At 65.4% G+C, this 17,936-nt stretch carries 16 protein-coding genes; 7 read left to right on the top strand and 9 right to left on the bottom strand.

Going from position 1 to position 17,936, the window contains the following annotated elements:
- Positions 1–124: 124 nt before the first annotated feature.
- The 7 genes from radA to rpsF form a co-directional block, all read right to left on the bottom strand.
- Entirely contained in the window at positions 125–1,531 is a 1,407-nt protein-coding gene (gene radA, locus LG661_RS11155) for a DNA repair protein RadA (RefSeq protein ID WP_230531957.1), read from the bottom strand.
- Positions 1,531–2,697, bottom strand: a complete 1,167-nt coding sequence (alr, locus tag LG661_RS11150; RefSeq protein WP_230531956.1) for an alanine racemase — start codon at positions 2,695–2,697, stop codon at positions 1,531–1,533. Before alr ends, radA begins: the two co-directional genes overlap by 1 nt.
- Complete coding sequence (locus tag LG661_RS11145; protein WP_230531955.1) at positions 2,694–4,187, bottom strand: replicative DNA helicase; 1,494 nt, start codon at positions 4,185–4,187, stop codon at positions 2,694–2,696. The genes alr and LG661_RS11145 overlap by 4 nt, the downstream gene beginning before the upstream one ends.
- Positions 4,188–4,445: 258 nt before the next feature.
- Positions 4,446–5,009 carry a 50S ribosomal protein L9 gene (rplI, locus tag LG661_RS11140; RefSeq protein WP_230531954.1) on the bottom strand — a complete coding sequence of 188 codons (564 nt, stop codon included), beginning with the start codon at positions 5,007–5,009 and terminating at the stop codon, positions 4,446–4,448.
- A 12-nt stretch (positions 5,010–5,021) separates the two neighbouring features.
- Complete coding sequence (locus LG661_RS11135; RefSeq protein ID WP_230531953.1) at positions 5,022–5,999, bottom strand: DUF2232 domain-containing protein; 978 nt, start codon at positions 5,997–5,999, stop codon at positions 5,022–5,024.
- 129 nt (positions 6,000–6,128) lie between these two features.
- Positions 6,129–6,380 (bottom strand): 30S ribosomal protein S18, encoded by a 252-nt coding sequence (gene rpsR, locus LG661_RS11130; protein ID WP_160883627.1) that lies wholly within the window; start codon positions 6,378–6,380, stop codon positions 6,129–6,131.
- Between the two features lie 2 nt (positions 6,381–6,382).
- The gene (rpsF, locus tag LG661_RS11125) at positions 6,383–6,787 is read right to left on the bottom strand and encodes a 30S ribosomal protein S6 (RefSeq protein ID WP_230531952.1); all 405 of its coding nucleotides are present in this window, start codon (positions 6,785–6,787) and stop codon (positions 6,383–6,385) included.
- Positions 6,788–7,258: 471 nt separating this feature from the next.
- Here rpsF and LG661_RS11120 point away from each other — a divergent pair, with 471 nt between their 5' ends.
- From LG661_RS11120 to era, 5 genes are all read left to right on the top strand, one after another.
- Entirely contained in the window at positions 7,259–8,017 is a 759-nt protein-coding gene (locus LG661_RS11120) for a pyridoxine 5'-phosphate synthase (protein ID WP_230531951.1), read from the top strand.
- Positions 8,014–8,412, top strand: a complete 399-nt coding sequence (acpS, locus tag LG661_RS11115) for a holo-ACP synthase (protein ID WP_230531950.1) — start codon at positions 8,014–8,016, stop codon at positions 8,410–8,412. Before LG661_RS11120 ends, acpS begins: the two co-directional genes overlap by 4 nt.
- Before the next feature lie 190 nt (positions 8,413–8,602).
- Entirely contained in the window at positions 8,603–9,394 is a 792-nt protein-coding gene (lepB, locus tag LG661_RS11110; RefSeq protein WP_407666696.1) for a signal peptidase I, read from the top strand.
- Between the two features lie 3 nt (positions 9,395–9,397).
- The gene (rnc, locus tag LG661_RS11105) at positions 9,398–10,111 is read left to right on the top strand and encodes a ribonuclease III (protein ID WP_230531949.1); all 714 of its coding nucleotides are present in this window, start codon (positions 9,398–9,400) and stop codon (positions 10,109–10,111) included.
- Positions 10,098–11,015 (top strand): GTPase Era, encoded by a 918-nt coding sequence (gene era, locus LG661_RS11100; protein WP_230531948.1) that lies wholly within the window; start codon positions 10,098–10,100, stop codon positions 11,013–11,015. Before rnc ends, era begins: the two co-directional genes overlap by 14 nt.
- A gap of 1 nt (position 11,016) precedes the next feature.
- Here the strand turns inward: era and LG661_RS11095 are convergent, their stop codons facing one another.
- Together LG661_RS11095 and LG661_RS11090 are read right to left on the bottom strand one after the other, a co-directional pair.
- A complete protein-coding gene (locus LG661_RS11095) occupies positions 11,017–12,768 on the bottom strand; it encodes a methyl-accepting chemotaxis protein (RefSeq protein WP_230531947.1) in 1,752 nt (583 codons plus the stop codon).
- Between the two features lie 159 nt (positions 12,769–12,927).
- The gene (locus LG661_RS11090) at positions 12,928–14,691 is read right to left on the bottom strand and encodes an OmpA family protein (protein ID WP_230531946.1); all 1,764 of its coding nucleotides are present in this window, start codon (positions 14,689–14,691) and stop codon (positions 12,928–12,930) included.
- A gap of 192 nt (positions 14,692–14,883) precedes the next feature.
- Here LG661_RS11090 and recO point away from each other — a divergent pair, with 192 nt between their 5' ends.
- Both recO and parC read left to right on the top strand, forming a co-directional pair.
- Positions 14,884–15,615 carry a DNA repair protein RecO gene (gene recO / locus LG661_RS11085; RefSeq protein WP_230531945.1) on the top strand — a complete coding sequence of 244 codons (732 nt, stop codon included), beginning with the start codon at positions 14,884–14,886 and terminating at the stop codon, positions 15,613–15,615.
- A gap of 65 nt (positions 15,616–15,680) precedes the next feature.
- A complete protein-coding gene (gene parC / locus LG661_RS11080) occupies positions 15,681–17,927 on the top strand; it encodes a DNA topoisomerase IV subunit A (protein ID WP_230531944.1) in 2,247 nt (748 codons plus the stop codon).
- Positions 17,928–17,936: the final 9 nt, after the last annotated feature.

The raw sequence follows: 17,936 nt of genomic DNA, 5'->3' as shown, positions 1-17,936 counted from the left end.
TAGCTCGTTTTGACTAAGCTTCCAAGGAAGTACGTACGAAGTGGCATTCGCAGTTTATAGCAGTTCCAAACTAGCCACGCTCGTTAATTGGGCCGTTCGTTCCAATGACCTAGCCGGAGTGCCGTCACGAGGCCTTCCGTCGCCGCGCTGCAATTCCAGCCACCAGATCCGTAATATGGCCTATGGAGGAGGCCGCCAACGGCAGGCGCTCGGCCTTGCTGCTCTTGGACTCCACACGGGCGGCCGGAGCGACGGCGCTGGAGAAGCCGAGCTTGGCCGCTTCTTTCAGCCGCGCCTGCTCCTGGGCTACGGGCCGAATGGCGCCGGACAGGCCCATTTCGCCGAAATAGACCGTGTCCGGAGGCAACGGATTGCCGGAGAGTGACGACACCAGGGCGGCGGCGGCCGCAAGATCCGCGGCAGGCTCCGTGATGCGCAGGCCGCCGGCGACGTTGAGATAGACGTCGTGCATCCCGAGCTTCAGGCCCCCATGGGCCTCGAGAACGGCGAGCACCATCGAGAGCCTGCTCTGGTCCCAGCCCACCACCGCCCGGCGCGGAGTGCCGAGGGAGGAGGGGGCAACAAGCGCCTGGATTTCCACCAGAAGCGGACGGGTGCCCTCCATCCCGGCGAAGACCGCTGTGCCAGGAGTCGCCATATCGCGCCCGGCAAGGAAGAGTTCGGAGGGGTTCGGCACCTCGCGCAGGCCTTGGTCCGACATCTCGAAGACGCCGATCTCGTCCGTGGGACCAAAGCGGTTCTTCACCGCGCGCAGGATCCGGAAGTGATGGCCCGTATCGCCCTCGAAGGACACCACCGCGTCGACCATGTGCTCGACCACCCGCGGCCCGGCGATCTGACCGTCCTTGGTCACGTGGCCGACGAGGATGACGGCCGTGCCTGTCGTCTTGGCGAAACGGATGAGGGCCTGGGCGCTGCCACGCACCTGAGTGACCGTGCCCGGAGCCGACTCTACTGTCTCGGTCCACATGGTCTGGATCGAGTCGATGATGGCGAGCGCCGGCGGGCGGCCTTGGCTCAAGGTCGCGATGATGTCCTCGACATTCGTCTCAGAGGCGAGCTCGACGGGAGCCTGGCCCAGCCCCAGGCGCTCGGCCCTGAGGCGGACCTGCGCCACGGCCTCTTCGCCCGAGATATAGGCCACGCGGTGGCCGCGGTTGGCGAGCGCCGCGGAAGCCTGCATCAGGAGGGTCGACTTGCCGATACCGGGATCGCCTCCGAGCAGGATGATGGAGCCATGCACGAACCCGCCGCCGGTGACCCGGTCGAGTTCGGCGATGCCGGAGGGCGTACGTGGAGCCTCCTTGGTCTCGCCGGAAAGGCCCTCCAATGGGAAGATGCGGCCCTTGGCCCGGGAGGGGCGTGTGGAGACCGGCCCGGCCATCCGGCTGGCGGAGCCGGTTTCCTCGGCGATGGTGTTCCAGCCGCCGCAGGCCTCGCATTTACCCTTCCAGCGGTTATAGACCGCGCCGCATTCCTGACAGACGAAGGAGGGATGACGCTTCGCCATCAGCCTTCTCCTCCCCGATAGATGCGGGCATAGCGCCGTCCCAGATTGGTGAGGATCTCATAGCCAATGGTGCCTGCTCGGCGGCCGACCTCGTCGACGGTAAGGTTGTCGCCGATAAGCGTGACGGTGTCGCCCCGCTTCACCTGGCGTTCCGGGACATCGGTCACGTCGACGGTGACCAGGTCCATGGACACATTGCCTGCAAAGGGGCAGGGGCGTCCGGCCACCATGGCCACACCGGCCAGAAGCTCCTCGCCGCTCTTCCCCCGGGCACTGGCGGAGCGCGGGTATCCGTCCGCATAGCCGACGGAGATCGTCGCGATGCGCCGCCGCGTCAGGGCAAGCCAGCGGCCATTATAGCCGACGGTCTGATCGGGCTCGACCACCCGAAGCTGTACGATCCGGCCTTCGAGCCCTACGACCGGGCGCATCGGATTGTCCCGGTCCGGTGTCGGATTGCCGCCATAGAGCGCATAGCCGGGGCGCACGATATCGCAATGCGGCTTTTCCTTCAGGAAGATGCCGGACGAGTTTGCGAGCGAGGCCGGAATGCCGGGGAGCGTGTCCCGTACGGCCTGGAAGGCTTCGATCTGCTGCTGGTTCAAGGGATTGTCGTGTTCTTCCGCGCTCACGAAATGGCTCATGAGAAGAGCGGTCTCGAAGTCCTGAAGATCGGGCAGGTTCCTGAGCGTCATTCCCTCGGGCACGGTGAGGCCCAGCCTGTTCATGCCGGTATCCACGTGAATGGCGGCCTTGAGGCGCTTTCCTTGGGCACGGGAGAACCCGGCCCATTCTCCGATCTCCTCGAAGGAGCCGAGGACGGGGCGCAGATCGAATTGCGCATAGGTCGGGCCGGTGCCGGAAAAAAGGCCGTTCAGAACGTAGATCGTGGCGTTCGGCGCCACGTCGCGTGCGCGGATCGCCTCGCTCAGGTGGGCCACGAAGAAGGTGCGGCAGCCGGCGCGGGCGAGGGCGGGGACCGCCTGCTCGATGCCGGTGCCGTAGGCATCCGCCTTGACCACTGCAGCCGCTTCAGCCCCGCCTGCACTGTCGCGTAGACTGCGCCAGTTCGAGGCCAGCGCATCGAGATCGATGTGGAGGAGGCCGCCGGCCGCTTCCTCGGAGATGCGGCCGGGAGTTTCGTTCTGCGAAGGAAGCTTGGTCAATCGCCAATCCGTTCAGGGAGTTTGTCTTCATCCGCAAGATCGGTGAAGCGGGTGATGTCGGCCTGGAAGGCGAGCTGTACGGTGCCTGTCGGTCCGTGACGCTGCTTGCCGATGATGACTTCGGCCTTGCCGTGGACCTGGTCCATCTCCGCCTGCCACTTGAAGTAGTCCTCGGTGCCGGGCTTCGGCTCCTTGTTCTTAAGATAATACTCCTCGCGGTAAACGAACATGACAACGTCGGCGTCCTGCTCGATAGAGCCCGATTCACGAAGGTCGGCGAGCTGGGGACGCTTGTCGTCGCGCGATTCGACCTGACGGGAGAGCTGGGAGAGGGCGATGAGCGGAACCGACAGTTCCTTGGCGAGAGCTTTCAGTCCGGTGGTGATTTCTGTCAGCTCCTGCACTCGGTTCTCGCCCTTCTTGGCGGAGCCCGAGAGGAGCTGGAGGTAGTCGACGATCAGGATGTCGAGGCCGCGTTGGCGCTTGAGGCGGCGGGCGCGGGCCGTGAGCTGTGCGATCGAGATGCCGCCGGTCTGGTCGATGTAGAAGGGAATCGACTGCATCTCGCGGGCGGCTTCGGTGATCTTGTAGAAATCGTCCTCGCGCATGTCGCCGCGGCGGATCTTGTAGGACGGCACGCCCGACTGCTCGGCGATGATACGGGTGGCGAGCTGCTCGGCCGACATTTCGAGGGAGAAGAAGCCGACGATGCCGCCGTTCACGGTCTTGAGGGAGCCGTCCTGCTGTTTCTCGGCCCGGTAGGCCTTTGCGATATTGAAGGCGATGTTCGTCACCAGCGAGGTCTTACCCATCGCCGGGCGTCCCGCGAGGATGACGAGGTCGGAGGGCTGAAGGCCGCCGAGGGACTTGTCGAGATCGATGAGGCCCGTCGAGATACCGGAGAGCGCGCCTTCGCGCTTGTAGGCGGCGGCGGCCATGTCGATAGCGGCCGTGAGGGCGTCCGAAAATTTCTGGAAGCCACCGTCGCTGCGGCCCGTTTCGGCGATGGAGTAAAGACGCCGCTCTGCCTCTTCGATCTGGTCGCTGGGCGAGCTGTCGACAGGGGCGTCGAAGGCGGTGTTGACGATGTCCTCGCCGATATTGATGAGGCTGCGGCGGATCGCGAGGTCGTAGATGGTGCGCCCGTAATCCTCGGCATTGATGACCGTCGTGGCCTCGGCCGCAAGGCGTGCGAGGTACTGCGAGACCGTGATGCCGCCGAGATCCTGATCGCCGAGGAAGGTCTTCATCGTGATCGGCGTGGCGACCTTGCCGGCCTTGATGAGGCTCGTCGCCACCTCGTAGATCCGCCGGTGCAGATCCTCGAAGAAGTGTCCGGCTTCCAGGAAGTCGGAGACCCGGTAGTAGGCATCGTTGTTGACCAGGATCGCGCCCAGGAGCGCCTGCTCGGCATCGAGGTTCGAGGGGGGCGTGCGGAACTGCGGCTCGGCGGCTTCGAGGCGGGCGATCAGGGCATTGGCGGTGGCCATCTGGCGCTCCGGATACGAGGGTGGGACTTCAGGAAGCTCTTAGACCGCAGTTAGTGTGCGAAAGGTTGCCGATCAGGCACAGAACCGAGCCTTCGCCCGATCTGTCCTCGCTGTCCTCGATTCTCACACGGCGCGCATTCTCGTGCAGGTTCGGCTTGACTCCAGGCATTGTCTGAAGCCCACGAAAAAGCGCTCCCCATCGAATCGACGGAGAGCGCGATTTTAGAACAAAGCAAGAACTGGAGCAACCGCTCCAGCTTAGGCTTCTTCGCCCTCGTCCTCGGCCAGAGCGGCGCCGACTTCGAGGCCAAGATCCTCGAGGTCCATCTCCTCGCGGGTCGAGACCATCTCGCCGCGGGCCTGACGCTCGGCCTCTTCGGGGCTGCGGGCGATGTTGATCGTCACCTGCACCTCGACCTCCGGATGGAGGGTGACCGGCACGGTGTGCAGGCCGAGGGTCTTGATCGGCATATTGATGGCGATCTGGTTGCGGTCGACCGTGAAGCCGCCCTGGGTCATGACCTCGGCGAGGTCGCGGGTGGAGACCGATCCGTAGAGAACGCCGGTCTCGCCAGCCTGACGGATGACGATGAAGCTCTGGCCGTTCAGCTTCTCGCCGACGACCTCAGCCTCCTTGCGGCGCTCGAGGTTGCGGGCCTCGAGCTGGGCGCGCTGCTGCTCGAAATGAGCCTTGTTGGCATCGGTGGCGCGCAGGGCCTTTCCGCGCGGCAGGAGGAAGTTGCGTGCATAGCCCGAGCGGACCTTTACGGTCTCGCCCATCTGGCCGAGCTTGGCGACGCGTTCGAGGAGGATCACTTCCATGGGTTTTCTCCTTTAAGGGTTGTGATCGGGTGGAAAGGGGCCCCGGCTGTTGGCGTCGGCCAAGCGGCGACGGCGGAAGCCGATCACCGCGTCGGTCAGGCCGAGCAGCGCCAGGGGAATCATCAGGACGGCCTGCGTCAGGAAGACGAGCAGGTACAGTCCGGTCAGAATGAAGGGCCGGGCAGGCTTCCCACGGGTCCAGTCGTGGATGAAGGCCAGACCCTGCATGACGAAGGCCGCGAAGAACGCGCCCAGCAGGGCGTAGCCGAGCACGCCGGCGAAGCCGTCGATGAAATTGACCAGCAGGAAAGCCAACACCAGCACGAGCCCGGAAAAGCGCGGCATGGCGAGTTCCGGAAGCGAGGGCCAGGGGCGCGGGAGCCGCTTTGAGGCGTGAACGATCCGCCCTGCCGCCCAGAGATAGAAGGCAAGGAAGACGGTGAAGCCGAAGGCGGACAGGAACGGCGTTCCCCGGGCGAGGGCATCGATCAGTTGCCGCCGCGTTTCCGGATCGAGGGCGTCGGGGCTCTCCGGCGGGGACTGCAGGTTAATGAAGGCCTCGGAGAACTCGCGGGAGTTCTGCAGAAGCGTCTCGTAGTCGCCGCCGCTGGAAATGACCGCGGTCGCCACCGTGGTGAGTGCGGCCGTGCCGGCGATCCAGGCGAGCAGGCGTCCGACCGGGTACCACTCCATGGTCCCGTCCTGGGCCGGGCGGCCGAGAAGGAACAGGTAGGCCAGCCACCAGGCGGGCAGGGCCGTGACGAGCGCGAAACCGACACCGCTCAAGGGAGAAATGAAGGCCGCGATGGCAAGTCCGCCGACGACGGCGGCGACGAGGCCGGAGCGGTGGTTCCAGCCGAGCGAAACGATGAGGACGGGGATCGGGGCGAGGAGATACAGGACGGCGGCCAGCGGCGTGGCCTTGACGACCACCGCAGTCAGAAGGGCCGAAACGAGGCCCGCGCCGATGCCTGTAACGATGAAATTCATGGTCCCGCTGTCCCGCTGCTCTCTCGCAGGGTTAGGGGCTTATCCTGCCCCAACTGACCCGGCGGGGTTGCACCGCTGGGCGACGACTGTCGAAAAGCGGGCCGCGCGAGGCGGCCCGCCTGAAGCTTGTTAGCGGATCACGTAGGGCAGCAGGCCCAGGAAGCGCGCGCGCTTGATCGCCTGGGCAAGCTCACGCTGCTTCTTGGCCGACACGGCTGTGATGCGCGAAGGAACGATCTTGCCGCGCTCGGAGATGTAGCGGGACAGGAGCTTCGTGTCCTTGTAATCGATCTTCGGAGCGTTCGGCCCCGAGAAGGGGCAGGTCTTCCGACGACGGAAGAACGGACGACGGCCACCGCCGCCACCAGCACCAAATGCCATGATTAAGCCTCCTCGCCTTCGCCGCCGCCGCCTTCAAAGCCGCCGTCGCGCTCACGGCGCTCGCGGTCCTTGCGCTCGTCGCGGTCACGCTTCTGCATCATCACGGACGGCTCGGTCTCGAGCTCCTCGACGCGGATGGTCATGAAGCGAAGGATGTCTTCGTTGATGCGCATCTGACGCTCCATCTCGGCCACGGCGTTAGCCGGGGCGTCGAGGTTGAACATCGTGAAATGCGCCTTGCGGTTCTTCTTGATGCGGTAGGCGAGGGACTTCACGCCCCACATCTCGGTCTTCTCGATCTTGCCGCCATTCTGCTCGATGACGCCCTTGTACTGGTCGACCATCGTCTCGACCTGCTGGGGGGTCACGTCCTGGCGAGCCATGAAAATATGCTCGTAGAGAGGCATAGTGGGCCTTTCTCAGGTTTGAGGTTCAAGCCTAAAGCACTGTTTTGAAGAGTGTTTCGGCCGTTTCGCGCGTCCGATCGGCGCCAAGCCCTTCGAGCCTCAAGGCCCGAGCGGTTGTCGAAGGCGGAGACACGGGACGACGGGTCCGAAGACCCTGCGCGGCAAGCCACGCCGTCCGTTCAGCCCCCGGCCGGAGCGAACGCGAAGTGGGGCCTATAGGCGATTTGGGCCGGGAAGGCAAGCGCCGGTTCCTGGTGTCATCCCCGGCGAGCGAAGCAAGGGAAGGGGATCCAGAGTGCCGAGCGCGTGGCGGAATTCCTTTCCCCTGCGTTGGCTTCTCCCCTGCGTTGGCTTCGCCAGATCCGGCCGGAAATGACAAGTCCGGATAAAAGTACGGCCTTTGCCGTTGATAGCGTGCACGGGCACTCCCAGGCCTCTGGTCAATCTGCGGCTCTAGGCTAAAAACATTCTATGACCGCTCCTCCCGTTCGCCTCGGCGTCAACATCGATCATGTCGCAACCGTGCGGAATGCGCGGGGCGGCTTTCACCCGGATCCCATTCGAGCCGCCAACATGGCGGTTCTGGCAGGTGCCGACGGTATCACGGCCCATCTGCGCGAGGACCGGCGGCATATCCGCGAGCAGGACATGGAGCGGCTCAGGCGCAACCTCTTCGTACCGCTCAATTTCGAAATGGCGGCGACTGCCGAAATGGTCGAGATCGCCAAGCGTATCCGTCCGAATGCCTGCTGCCTCGTCCCCGAGAAGCGGGAGGAGCGGACGACCGAGGGAGGCCTCGACATTATCGGCGGCCATGCCCATCTGCGTCCCATCATTCAGGAATTGAAGGGCGAAGGCATCAGGGTGTCTCTATTCGTCGAGCCGGAAGTCGAAGTCATGGACGCCGCCTGCGAACTGGGCGCGCCCGTAGTCGAGCTTCATACCGGCACGTACAGCGAAGCCTGGGCCGAGGGCGACGAGGCCCGTATCGCCCATGAGCTGAGCCGGCTGCGCCGAGCGGCGGAGCATGGTGCTGGGATCGGGCTCGAGATCCATGCTGGCCATGGCCTGACCCTCGACAATGTCGGGCCGGTCGCAGCCCTTCCGCAGGTGGTCGAGCTCAATATCGGCCATTTCCTCATCGGGGAGGCGATCTTCATGGGGCTGGACGAGGCCGTGCGGGTCATGCGCGCCGCCATGGATCAGGGCCGGGCGCAGGTGCCGGCATGATCCTGGGGATCGGATCGGACCTCTGTGACATCCGCCGCATCGAGCGCTCCATCGCCCGATTCGGCGACCGCTTCACCCATCGCATCTTCACCGAGGGCGAGAGGGCGAGGAGCGACCGCCGCGCCGCCCGGGCTCCGTCCTATGCTCGCCGCTTCGCCGCGAAGGAGGCCTGCGCCAAGGCCCTGGGCACCGGCCTCAGCCATGGCGTCTTCTGGCGGGACATGGAGGTGGTCAACCTTCCCAGCGGCCGCCCGACGATGCGCCTGACGGGAGGGGCGCTGGAGCGTCTGCAGGCGATGACGCCCGAGGGTCACAAGGCCGTCGTTCATGTCTCGCTGACGGACGATCCGCCCCTGGCTCAAGCCTTTGTGATCATCGAGGCGCTTCCGGCCTGAGGAAGAGGCCGCGTTGCGGCAGGGCGCGCCATAGGTTAGAGCAAGGCTCCGGCGGGACGGGTCTCCAGCCGCCGGACAAGGTCTGCGGCCAATGCCAATCGGGAGCGGCTTGCACTTCCAAGCCGAGTGCAAACCTCTCTCGATCGCCGCAACGACATGCGATGGCATGAGGCCGTCGCATTCCTCGAGCATGGATCGAATTCAAGTGACCGAAAACGCCAAGAAGTACGTGGGCGACAGCGCGAAAAAAGAAGAAGGCGGCCTCTGGGAGACCATCAAGGTCATTATCCAGGCTCTGCTGATCGCGGTGGTTGTCCGCACGGTGCTGTTCCAGCCGTTCAACATCCCGTCGGGATCCCTCATCCCGACCCTGCTGATCGGTGACTACCTGTTCGTGTCCAAATACACCTATGGGTATTCCAAACATTCCATGCCATTCAGCCCGCCGCTCTTCTCCGGCCGCATCTTCGGGTCCGAGCCCAAGCGCGGGGATATCGCGGTCTTCAAGCTGCCGAAGGACAATTCGACCGACTACATCAAGCGCGTCATCGGGTTGCCCGGCGACCGGATCCAGGTGATCGGCGGCGTCCTGCACATCAACGGCACGCCCGTTCAGCGCGAGCGGGTGCAGGACTACACTACGACCGATCTCTACGGCCGCCCCGTCGCCGTTCCCCAGTACCGGGAAACGCTGCCCAACGGCGTTTCCTATTATGTGATCGAGCGGGACAACAACCGCGGCTACTGGGACAACACCGACGTCTATACGGTGCAGCCCGATCATTACTTCATGATGGGCGACAACCGGGACAATTCGACCGACTCGCGGGACGAGGCCAGCGTCGGGCAGGTGCCCTACGAGAACCTCGTGGGGCGGGCGGAGATCATCTTCTTCTCCATCGACGAGAGCGCCTCCCTGTGGCGTCCGTGGGAATGGCCGCAGAGCATCCGCTGGGGCCGTCTCTTCGAGGGGATTCGATAAGCCGTGGCGCGCCGCAGCAAGTCGAATCCGGAGGAGCTTCTCAAGAAGCTCGGCTATCGCTTCGAAAAGCCTGCGCTTCTGGAGGAGGCGCTCACCCATGTCAGCGCCCCCCAGGCCGCGGGGCAGAGCTATCAGAGACTGGAATTCCTCGGCGACCGGGTGCTCGGCCTCGCCATCGCGGACCTGCTCTACAGAACCTTCCCCGGCGCTCCCGAGGGCGAACTCTCCCGGCGGCTGGCGGAACTCGTACGCCGTGAGAGCTGCGCCGAGATCGCCGTGGACTGGGATGTCGGCCCTCACATTAAGCTCGGCGCAGGCGAGGCCCATTCAGGGGAACGCCGCAACCTGACCATCCTCGCGGATGTCTGCGAGGCCATCATCGGAGCCGTCTTCCTCGATGGCGGCTTCGAGGCGGCGCGGGACCTCGTCCAGCGCTCGTTCAAGGATCTGCTCGAAGCGCCGCGCCGTCCCCTTCGGGACCCGAAGAGCGCCCTTCAGGAATGGGCTCAAGGCAGGGGCCTGCCGCCACCGACCTACACGGTCGTCGAGCAGACCGGGCCTGACCACTCCCCGAAATTTCGGGTGATGGTGAAGGTGAGGGGCACGGAAAGCGAATTCGGACTGGGGACGTCCAAGCGTATTGCGGAACAGGCGGCGGCGCGAAGCCTTCTCCTCAGGGAGAGCGTCTGGAGGGAGGAAGAAAATGGCGTCGCCTGAGGAAACCAACACGAAGGCCGGCTTCGTCGCTCTCATCGGCGCGCCCAATGCGGGCAAGTCGACGCTGCTCAACGCGCTCGTCGGCTCCAAGGTCTCCATCGTCTCGCGCAAGGTTCAGACGACCCGGGCTCTCGTGCGCGGCATCGCCATCGACGGCAATGCGCAGATCGTATTCGTGGACACCCCCGGCATCTTCAAGCCGAAGCGCCGGCTGGACCGCGCCATGGTCACCTCGGCCTGGGGCGGGGCAGGGGATGCCGATGTGGTCGCGCTCCTCCTCGACGTGCGCAAGGGCATCGAGGAGGAGGCGGAGGCGATCCTCCAGAAACTTCCCGATCTGCGGCAGCCGAAGGTCCTGATTCTCAACAAGATCGACCTGATCGAGCGCTCGAAGCTGCTGGAGCTCGCGGCGACCCTGAACGAGAAGGTGCCCTTCGCGCATACCTTCATGATCTCGGCGCTCAAGGGCGACGGCATCGACACTCTCAGGCGCCAGCTCGCCGAGATGATGCCGGAAGGCCCGTGGCTCTACCCGGAAGACCAGGTCTCCGATGCGCCCCTGCGCATGCTCGCGGCCGAGATCACCCGCGAGAAGATCTACGAGCGCCTGCACGAGGAGCTGCCGTACCAGTCCACGGTCGAAACCGATCAGTGGCAGCAGCGGCCCGACGGCTCGGTCCGCATCGAGCAGACCGTATTCGTGGAGCGGGACAGCCAGCGCAAGATCGTGCTGGGCAAGGGCGGCCAAACCATCAAGGCCATCGGGCAGGCGGCCCGCAAGGAAATCTCCGAAATCGCCGAGGCTCCTGTGCACCTGTTCCTGTTCGTGAAGGTGCGCGAGAACTGGGGCGACGATCCCGAACGCTATCGGGAAATGGGACTGGAGTTCCCGCGGGGAGGTTAGCTCAAAGCCGGTAGGCGGTCCTCAGCCCGCCCCAGTGCCGTCCGAACACGCGGATGGGGGCGTCCACCTCCTGCATCATCACGACCTTGCCGCCGCCCATGTCGCGGGCATAGGCCTGCACGACGAAGGGCCGCGTCGAGCGTGCGGCGGTGATCCCGGCGCGGTCGTCGAAGATGCGCTTGTTGCGGGCGTTGGCCGCGTTCCAGGCCGGGTCTCCGGGACGCTGGGGTTGCGAATAGATCCTGTTGTGAACCGGAATATAGCCGTTCCGGTCGATGGCGAGGCAGAACGCCATTTTCGAATCCGCACCCAGGGCCGGCTCCAGCACCCCCGGCAGGAGCCTCTCGAAAACCGGCAGGTAAGCGGTCTGATGCTGGACGGGATCGGTGCCCGGAAGCGGCCGGTAATCCGTGTCGAAAACCGCCTCGCTGGAGATAGCCCCCTCTGACACCGCGTTCTCGATGAGCCGCTCGACCTGCCGCGCCATCTCCTGCGCGAGCAGGATGCGCGGACGGTAACTGCTTTCGACATCGGCCACGAGCCAATCGATCCGCTGCCGTACGTCCTGCGCGGGATCGGAGAATGTGCAGTGGATGCCCATGGCGCTCGTGGCGACGACGCGGATTGCGACCCGCCCGATCTCCTGCATCTCGATCTCGCCCGAACGGCCGGATGCGGTGGGGCAGTCGGGGATCGGGGCGAGAAGAACGCCCCCGCTGCTGATGTCGATGGTGCGCGCCGGCAAGCGCTTTCCGTTGATGAGAAGGCTGGCCGGACGATCCACGGGGAAGCGGTCGGCACGGCGTCTGTCGCCGATCTCGCTCTGCCGGATAGCTGTCACGAAGCGCTGCCCCAGCGCCTTTGCGACCCCGTCGGCGGCCTTGGTGGCCGTGTCGGCCTGATGAGCCCGCTCGCTGGCGTCTCGGGAGGTCTCGTCGACACCGCACGCCTGCTCGTTCACGCGGCTGACGCTGGCTGACGTCGCGCTCGCAAGGCGCGCCACCTCGCCAATGGCGGCGTTCTGGTTCTCGACCGCCTTGCGGACGGTCCCGAAGACGGGCTGCACGTCCTGCACGACCTCCACAACCTCCGCCACGGCCGTCGTGGAGGCATTGGCCGTTTCGCGGAGGTTGGCGATCCGTGCACGGATATCGTCGGCGGCGCTGCTCGTCTGGACCGACAGCGCCTTGACCTCTCCGGCCACGACCGCAAAGCCCTTTCCGGCATCGCCCGCCCGCGCCGCCTCGATGGTCGCATTGAGCGCCAGCAGATTCGTCTGGCGGGCGACTGCGGAGATCGTATCCACGATCCCGGCGATCTCCGTCGTGGCATTCGAGAGCTCGAGGATCAGGCTGCTCGCCTTCTGCGCCGCCTGGACCGCATCGGCGATGCGGCGGCTCGCATGGTCCATGGCCCGGCCGATCTCGGAGGAGGTCGTCGTCAGTTCCTCGGTGGAGGAGGCAAGCGACAGGGTCTCTCCCGATGCTGTGCTGCCCAGGGCCGATAGTTCCCCGGCATGGGCCCTGATCTCCGTGAGGTCCTTTTCGACGGCGGCGACTTCCGATGCCGCCTCCGCGATGGCCTGGGTGACGCCGCGTATGGCCTTCAGGACATCCGCTTCGAGGGCATCGACAGCGTCGGTGTCATCGCGACGGGCCTGCTCCACGGGCACATCGGCAGCACTCTCACCCTCCGGCCGAGCGATTTCCTCCAAAGCGGCCGCTTGCGGTGCACGACGTAGAATACCGAGCATCGTCTGGCTCTCATGTTAGATTTTAGCTGACGTAGCGTCACGACAAAACTTTAAGAAAGGGAGAATTTGCCCAGGCGACCACAAGAAAACGCCCGGCAGCGGAAATACCCGCTGCCGGGCGTTCTGTTGTACTGGCCCGAAGATCGGTTCCCGCAGCCTTTACTGCTGAACCTGTCCCTGCTGGAGCAGGGGCGTAATTCTCCGGAGCGTCACCCGGCGGTTGTCCCGCTCGGGAGCTTGCGTGTTCACCTTCAGGTATTGTTCGCCGTAGCCCTGAGTCGTCAGGTTCTCGGCAGGGATCCCGAATCGCTCCGTGAGGATCGTGGCCACCGTTTCCGCACGGCGGTCGGAGAGGGTGAGGTTGTCCTCGTCGGAGCCGACCGCGTCCGTGTGACCTTCGATCAGGAACACCTCGTTCGGGTTCTGCTCGAGGGCTCTCCTGAGCGCCTGCGCGATGCCGGTCATGGCGCCGATCTGGTTCTCGTCTAGCTCCCAGGAGCCGAAATCGAAGGTGATGGTATCGAGATCGACCCGGCGCACACGCTCACGCAGCGACTGGCTCTGGCGGATTTCGTCGAGCGTGTAGTTGCGCTGGACGCGCTCGACCGGAGGCGCCGTGAAGGCCCGGTAGAGGTCCTCCTGCGAGGCCTGCTCCACCTCGACGATGTATTCCTCGCGCGGGATGCTGACCACCGGCGGCGGGAGCGCGATGACCTCCTCCTCGACGAAGTAGCCGCGACGGCCGCCGAAATCCCTGCGCCGGTTGTCGATCAGCACGACCTCGCGCCCGGACGGACCGCGCCGGATGCGGCGGATGAGATTCCCGTCCTCGTCGCGGACGGAGATGATCTCCGTGCCGTCCGGGCGGCGGATAATCGTGACTTCCTCGTCGGGACCACGCCGCTCGACGCGAATATCGTCACGTCCGTAGAGGCGGCGGAAACGCTCCGTCTCGTCGTGGCGGATGATGACCCGGTCGCCCTCGCGAATGATGCGACGGCTGCCCGGCTCCTCGATGATGACGCGCCGTCCGCCTTCCTCGACCCGGTGGCGGCGAAGGCTGCGGAGATCCTCCAGCCGGCGTCCCTCGAATTCGCTCTGCCGGCGCTCGCGGGGACCGGCCTCGGGAGCCTCCACCGGAACCGGACGGGCGGTGGGCCGCTCGCGATCCTGGCCCTGATCCCGCTGGCGCTCGGGACGCGGCGCTTCCACAGGGCGCGGCGACACCGGAGCGGTTCTGGGCTGCGCAGGGGCAGGGGAAGGTGCCGCGCTCGGCGCCGGCGGCGTCGCGCGCGGCTGGGGTGCGGCCTCGGGAGCCCGCTGCTGGCGCTCCTGTCGCTGCTCCTGGCGGTCCTCACGCCGATCCCGGCGTTCCTCACGGCGCTCCTGGCGCTGATCCTCGCGACGCTCCTGGCGCTGGTCGCGCCGTTCCTGACGCCTCTCCTGACGGTCCTGGCGTTCCTCGCCACGCCTCTGCTCAGCGGGCGCTGCGGCAGGGGTTCGCTCCTGAGCAGCCGGACGGCGCGTCCGCTCCGGAGCTTCCGACGGCCGCTCGCGACGTTCAGGGGCCTGGGCCGGACGGGCGGGCCGCTCTGCGGGCGGTCCCGGCTCACGGCGCGGTCGGTCCGGTCGCTCGCCCTGCTCCGCATCCCGGCGAGGGCCGCGCTCAGCGGCAGGTCCCCTGTCCCGCTGTTCCTGTGCTCTCGGCCTGTCGGGGCGCTCGTCGGGGCGGGCCCCACGGGGGCCGCGCGGACCGGCATCGTCCGGGCGGTCGCGGCGGCGCCTCAGCTCTTCCGGGCTGCCTGGCTCGGCCTGAGCGATGACGAGAGGCTCGGAGGTGGAGAGCGATTTGGCCGCTGCTGGCGACACCAGCAGCATCAACGGAATCGCGGCGGTCGAAAGAAGGAAAGATGATGTTTTCATAACTCGCACTACGACATGGAAAACCTGAACCTCGACAAAACAATCTGTGCAGCTTTGGTTCCCAAAGGGCAGGGTTTCAACTGCCGAAAGCGGTCGGAGAAAGGCGCTCGCCCTTGAAATCCGTAGAAAAAAGCTTGCTGAGCGCTTAAGTGTCAGGTCAGCAGATCTTCCTTCTTCAGGTCGTCACACCTCATGCAATGGACCGATGAGGGCGTCGTTCTCGGCGTCCGAAAGCACGGCGAGACAAGCGTCATCGTGGAGCTGATGACCCGTGAGCACGGACGGCATCTGGGCCTTGTTCATGGCGGGCGCTCCAAGACCATGCAACCCGTACTTCAGCCCGGAAACACCGTGCATGCGACCTGGCGTGCGCGGCTCGACGAGCATCTGGGGGCCTACCAGATTGAGGCTCTGAACCTGCGTGCGGCCCGCCTGATGGGCTCGTCCATGGCGCTCTATGGTCTGGCGACGCTAGCACACCTGCTGCGCTACTTCCCGGAGCGGGATCCCCATTTCGCCCTCTATGAGACCCTCACCGTCCTCGTGGATCACCTGGACGATCCGGACCTGGCTCCGGCGCTCTTCGTGCGGTTCGAACTGGCCATGCTGGCGGAACTCGGCTTCGGACTCGACCTGTCTTCCTGCGCCGCCACCGGAACCGAAAGGGACCTGACCTATGTCTCTCCGAAAAGCGGGCGGGCCGTCAGCGCCGAGGCGGGAGAGCCCTATAAGGACCGTCTCCTCAAGCTGCCGGGTTTTCTGATCGGTCAGACCAAGGCCAATCGGCCGCGGGAGGAGGATATCCGCGCCGGATTTGCACTCACGGACTTCTTCCTGCATCAGAACGTCTTCGATCCCCAGGGAAAAGGGGCGCCGGCGGAGCGCGCGCGTTTCGTCGCACTCGCCACAGCTGGGGAGGAATAGGTTTGTTTCTGTTATGTTCTCATTTTAGATGCTAAGAAGCGATTCGCATTCGAGGATTTCGATTTATGGGTAAGCCGGTCAATCCGCCGTCAGGGGGCGAGATCGAGAACATCAATCTCAAGGACGCGCTGGAAGAGCGCTATCTCGCCTATGCGCTCTCCACCATTATGCACCGGGCGCTGCCGGATGCGCGCGACGGGCTGAAGCCCGTCCACCGCCGCATCCTGCATGCCATGCGCCTCCTGCGCCTCGACCCCAAATCCGCGCCCAAGAAATGCGCGCGCATCGTGGGCGACGTGATGGGCCAGTATCACCCGCACGGCGACCAGTCGATCTACGACGCTCTCGTACGCATGGCGCAGGATTTCGCGCAGCGCTATCCGCTGGCGGACGGGCAGGGCAATTTCGGGAATGTCGACGGCGATAGCGCCGCCGCCATGCGCTACACCGAGGCGCGCCTGACCGAGGTTGCGCGCCTGCTGCTCGACGGCATCGACGAGGATGCGGTCGATTTCCGCGAGACCTACGACCAGGCGAATGAGGAGCCGGTGGTTCTCCCGGCCGCTTTCCCGAACCTGCTGGCGAACGGCTCGCAGGGCATTGCGGTGGGCATGGCGACCTCGATTCCGCCCCACAACGCGGCGGAGCTCTGCGATGCGGCCCTGCACCTGATCTCGAAGCCGAACGCGACTTCCGAGCAGCTGATGCAGTATGTGCCGGGACCGGACCTTCCGACCGGCGGCATCATCGTGGAGAGCGCGTCCTCCATGGCCGAGACCTACCGCACCGGCCGAGGCTCGTTCCGTGTGCGTGCGCGCTGGACCAAGGAGGATCTCGGCCGCGGCAACTGGCAGATCGTCGTCACCGAGATCCCCTATGCGGTGCCCAAATCGCGCCTGATCGAAAAGATCGCCGAGCTTCTGCAGGAAAAAAAGCTGCCGCTTCTCGCGGATGTGCGCGACGAATCCGCTGAGGATATCCGCGTGGTGCTGGAGCCCCGCGCCAAGACGGTCGATCCCATCATCCTCATGGAATCGCTCTTCAAGCTCACCGAGCTCGAGAGCCGCATCCCCATGAATGTGAACGTGCTCGCCGGCGGCAAGGTGCCGAAGGTGCTGGGCCTGGCCGAATGCCTGCGCGAGTGGCTCGACCACCGCCGCGAGGTCCTGATCCGCCGTTCGAGCTTCCGGCTCGCCGCCATCGACAGGCGCTTGGAGATCCTAGGGGGCCTGCTCATCGTCTATCTCGACCTCGACCGGGTGATCAAAATCATCCGCGAGGAAGAAGAGCCCAAGCAGGAACTGATGCGCGTCTTCGAGCTTACCGATGTCCAGGCCAACGCCATCCTCGACACGCGCCTGCGCAGCTTGCGCAAGCTCGAGGAGATGGAGCTCAAGCGCGAGCAGAAGAACCTGCAGGACGAGAAGGCCAAGATCGAGGAACTCCTCGGCTCCGAGAAGGTGCAGTGGAAGACCATCGCCGGCGAGATCAAGGAGGTCCGCAAGACCTTCGGGCCGGAGACGGCGCTGGGCAAGCGCCGCACCACCTTCGCGGATGCGCCGGACACCTCCGACATCGACTTCGCTGAGGCCATGATCGAGCGCGAGCCGATCACGGTCATCGTCTCCGAAAAGGGGTGGATCCGCGCCATGAAGGGCCACCAGGCCGATCTGTCGGGCGTGCAGTTCAAGGGCGACGACGCGCTGAAGACGGCCTTCTTCGCCGAGACGACCTCCAAGATCGTCGTCGTCGCGACGAACGGGCGCTTCTTCACGCTGGAGGCTTCCAAGCTTCCGGGCGGCCGCGGCTTCGGCGATCCAATCCGCCTCATGGTCGACCTGGAGGAGGGAGCCGATTTCATCGCCGCCTTCCCCTACAAGGCGGGCTCCAAGCTGCTCCTGGTCGGCTCCGACGGGCGCGGCTTCATCGTCCCGACCGACGAGACCATCGCGAACACCCGCAAGGGCAAGCAGATCCTTAACCTCGACGCGCCGGCCAAGGCCGTGGTCTGCACCGAGGCCGAGGGCGACCACATCGCCATCATCGGCGCGAACCGCAAGCTCCTGATCTTCCCTGCGAAGCAGGTGCCGGAGATGACCCGCGGCAAGGGCGTGCGCCTCCAGCGCTACAAGGACGGCGGCGTCTCCGACGCCAAGGTCTTCAAGCTGAAGGACGGCCTGACCTGGAAGGATACTTCGGGCCGCACCTGGACCGTCGCCAAGGAGGACCTGCGCGACTGGATGGGCGACCGCACCGAAGCCGGCCGCCTGCCGCCGAAGGGCTTCCCGAAATCGAACAGGTTCGGGGAGTAAGAATGCTCC

Origin of the sequence: Microvirga roseola, assembly GCF_020866965.1 — a bacterium.
Lineage (GTDB): Bacteria > Pseudomonadota > Alphaproteobacteria > Rhizobiales > Beijerinckiaceae > Microvirga > Microvirga roseola.
This window is presented reverse-complemented; position numbering and strand designations above follow the sequence as displayed.

Coding starts and splice junctions, on each gene's coding strand:
- radA (WP_230531957.1), bottom strand. CDS start 1,531: ATGGCGAAGCGTCATCCCTCCTTCGTCTGTCAGGAATGCGGCGCGGTC.
- LG661_RS11145 (WP_230531955.1), bottom strand. CDS start 4,187: ATGGCCACCGCCAATGCCCTGATCGCCCGCCTCGAAGCCGCCGAGCCG.
- rplI (WP_230531954.1), bottom strand. CDS start 5,009: ATGGAAGTGATCCTCCTCGAACGCGTCGCCAAGCTCGGCCAGATGGGC.
- LG661_RS11135 (WP_230531953.1), bottom strand. CDS start 5,999: ATGAATTTCATCGTTACAGGCATCGGCGCGGGCCTCGTTTCGGCCCTT.
- rpsR (WP_160883627.1), bottom strand. CDS start 6,380: ATGGCATTTGGTGCTGGTGGCGGCGGTGGCCGTCGTCCGTTCTTCCGT.
- rpsF (WP_230531952.1), bottom strand. CDS start 6,787: ATGCCTCTCTACGAGCATATTTTCATGGCTCGCCAGGACGTGACCCCC.
- LG661_RS11120 (WP_230531951.1), top strand. CDS start 7,259: ATGACCGCTCCTCCCGTTCGCCTCGGCGTCAACATCGATCATGTCGCA.
- acpS (WP_230531950.1), top strand. CDS start 8,014: ATGATCCTGGGGATCGGATCGGACCTCTGTGACATCCGCCGCATCGAG.
- lepB (WP_407666696.1), top strand. CDS start 8,603: ATGGATCGAATTCAAGTGACCGAAAACGCCAAGAAGTACGTGGGCGAC.
- era (WP_230531948.1), top strand. CDS start 10,098: ATGGCGTCGCCTGAGGAAACCAACACGAAGGCCGGCTTCGTCGCTCTC.
- LG661_RS11095 (WP_230531947.1), bottom strand. CDS start 12,768: ATGCTCGGTATTCTACGTCGTGCACCGCAAGCGGCCGCTTTGGAGGAA.
- LG661_RS11090 (WP_230531946.1), bottom strand. CDS start 14,691: ATGAAAACATCATCTTTCCTTCTTTCGACCGCCGCGATTCCGTTGATG.
- recO (WP_230531945.1), top strand. CDS start 14,884: ATGCAATGGACCGATGAGGGCGTCGTTCTCGGCGTCCGAAAGCACGGC.
- parC (WP_230531944.1), top strand. CDS start 15,681: ATGGGTAAGCCGGTCAATCCGCCGTCAGGGGGCGAGATCGAGAACATC.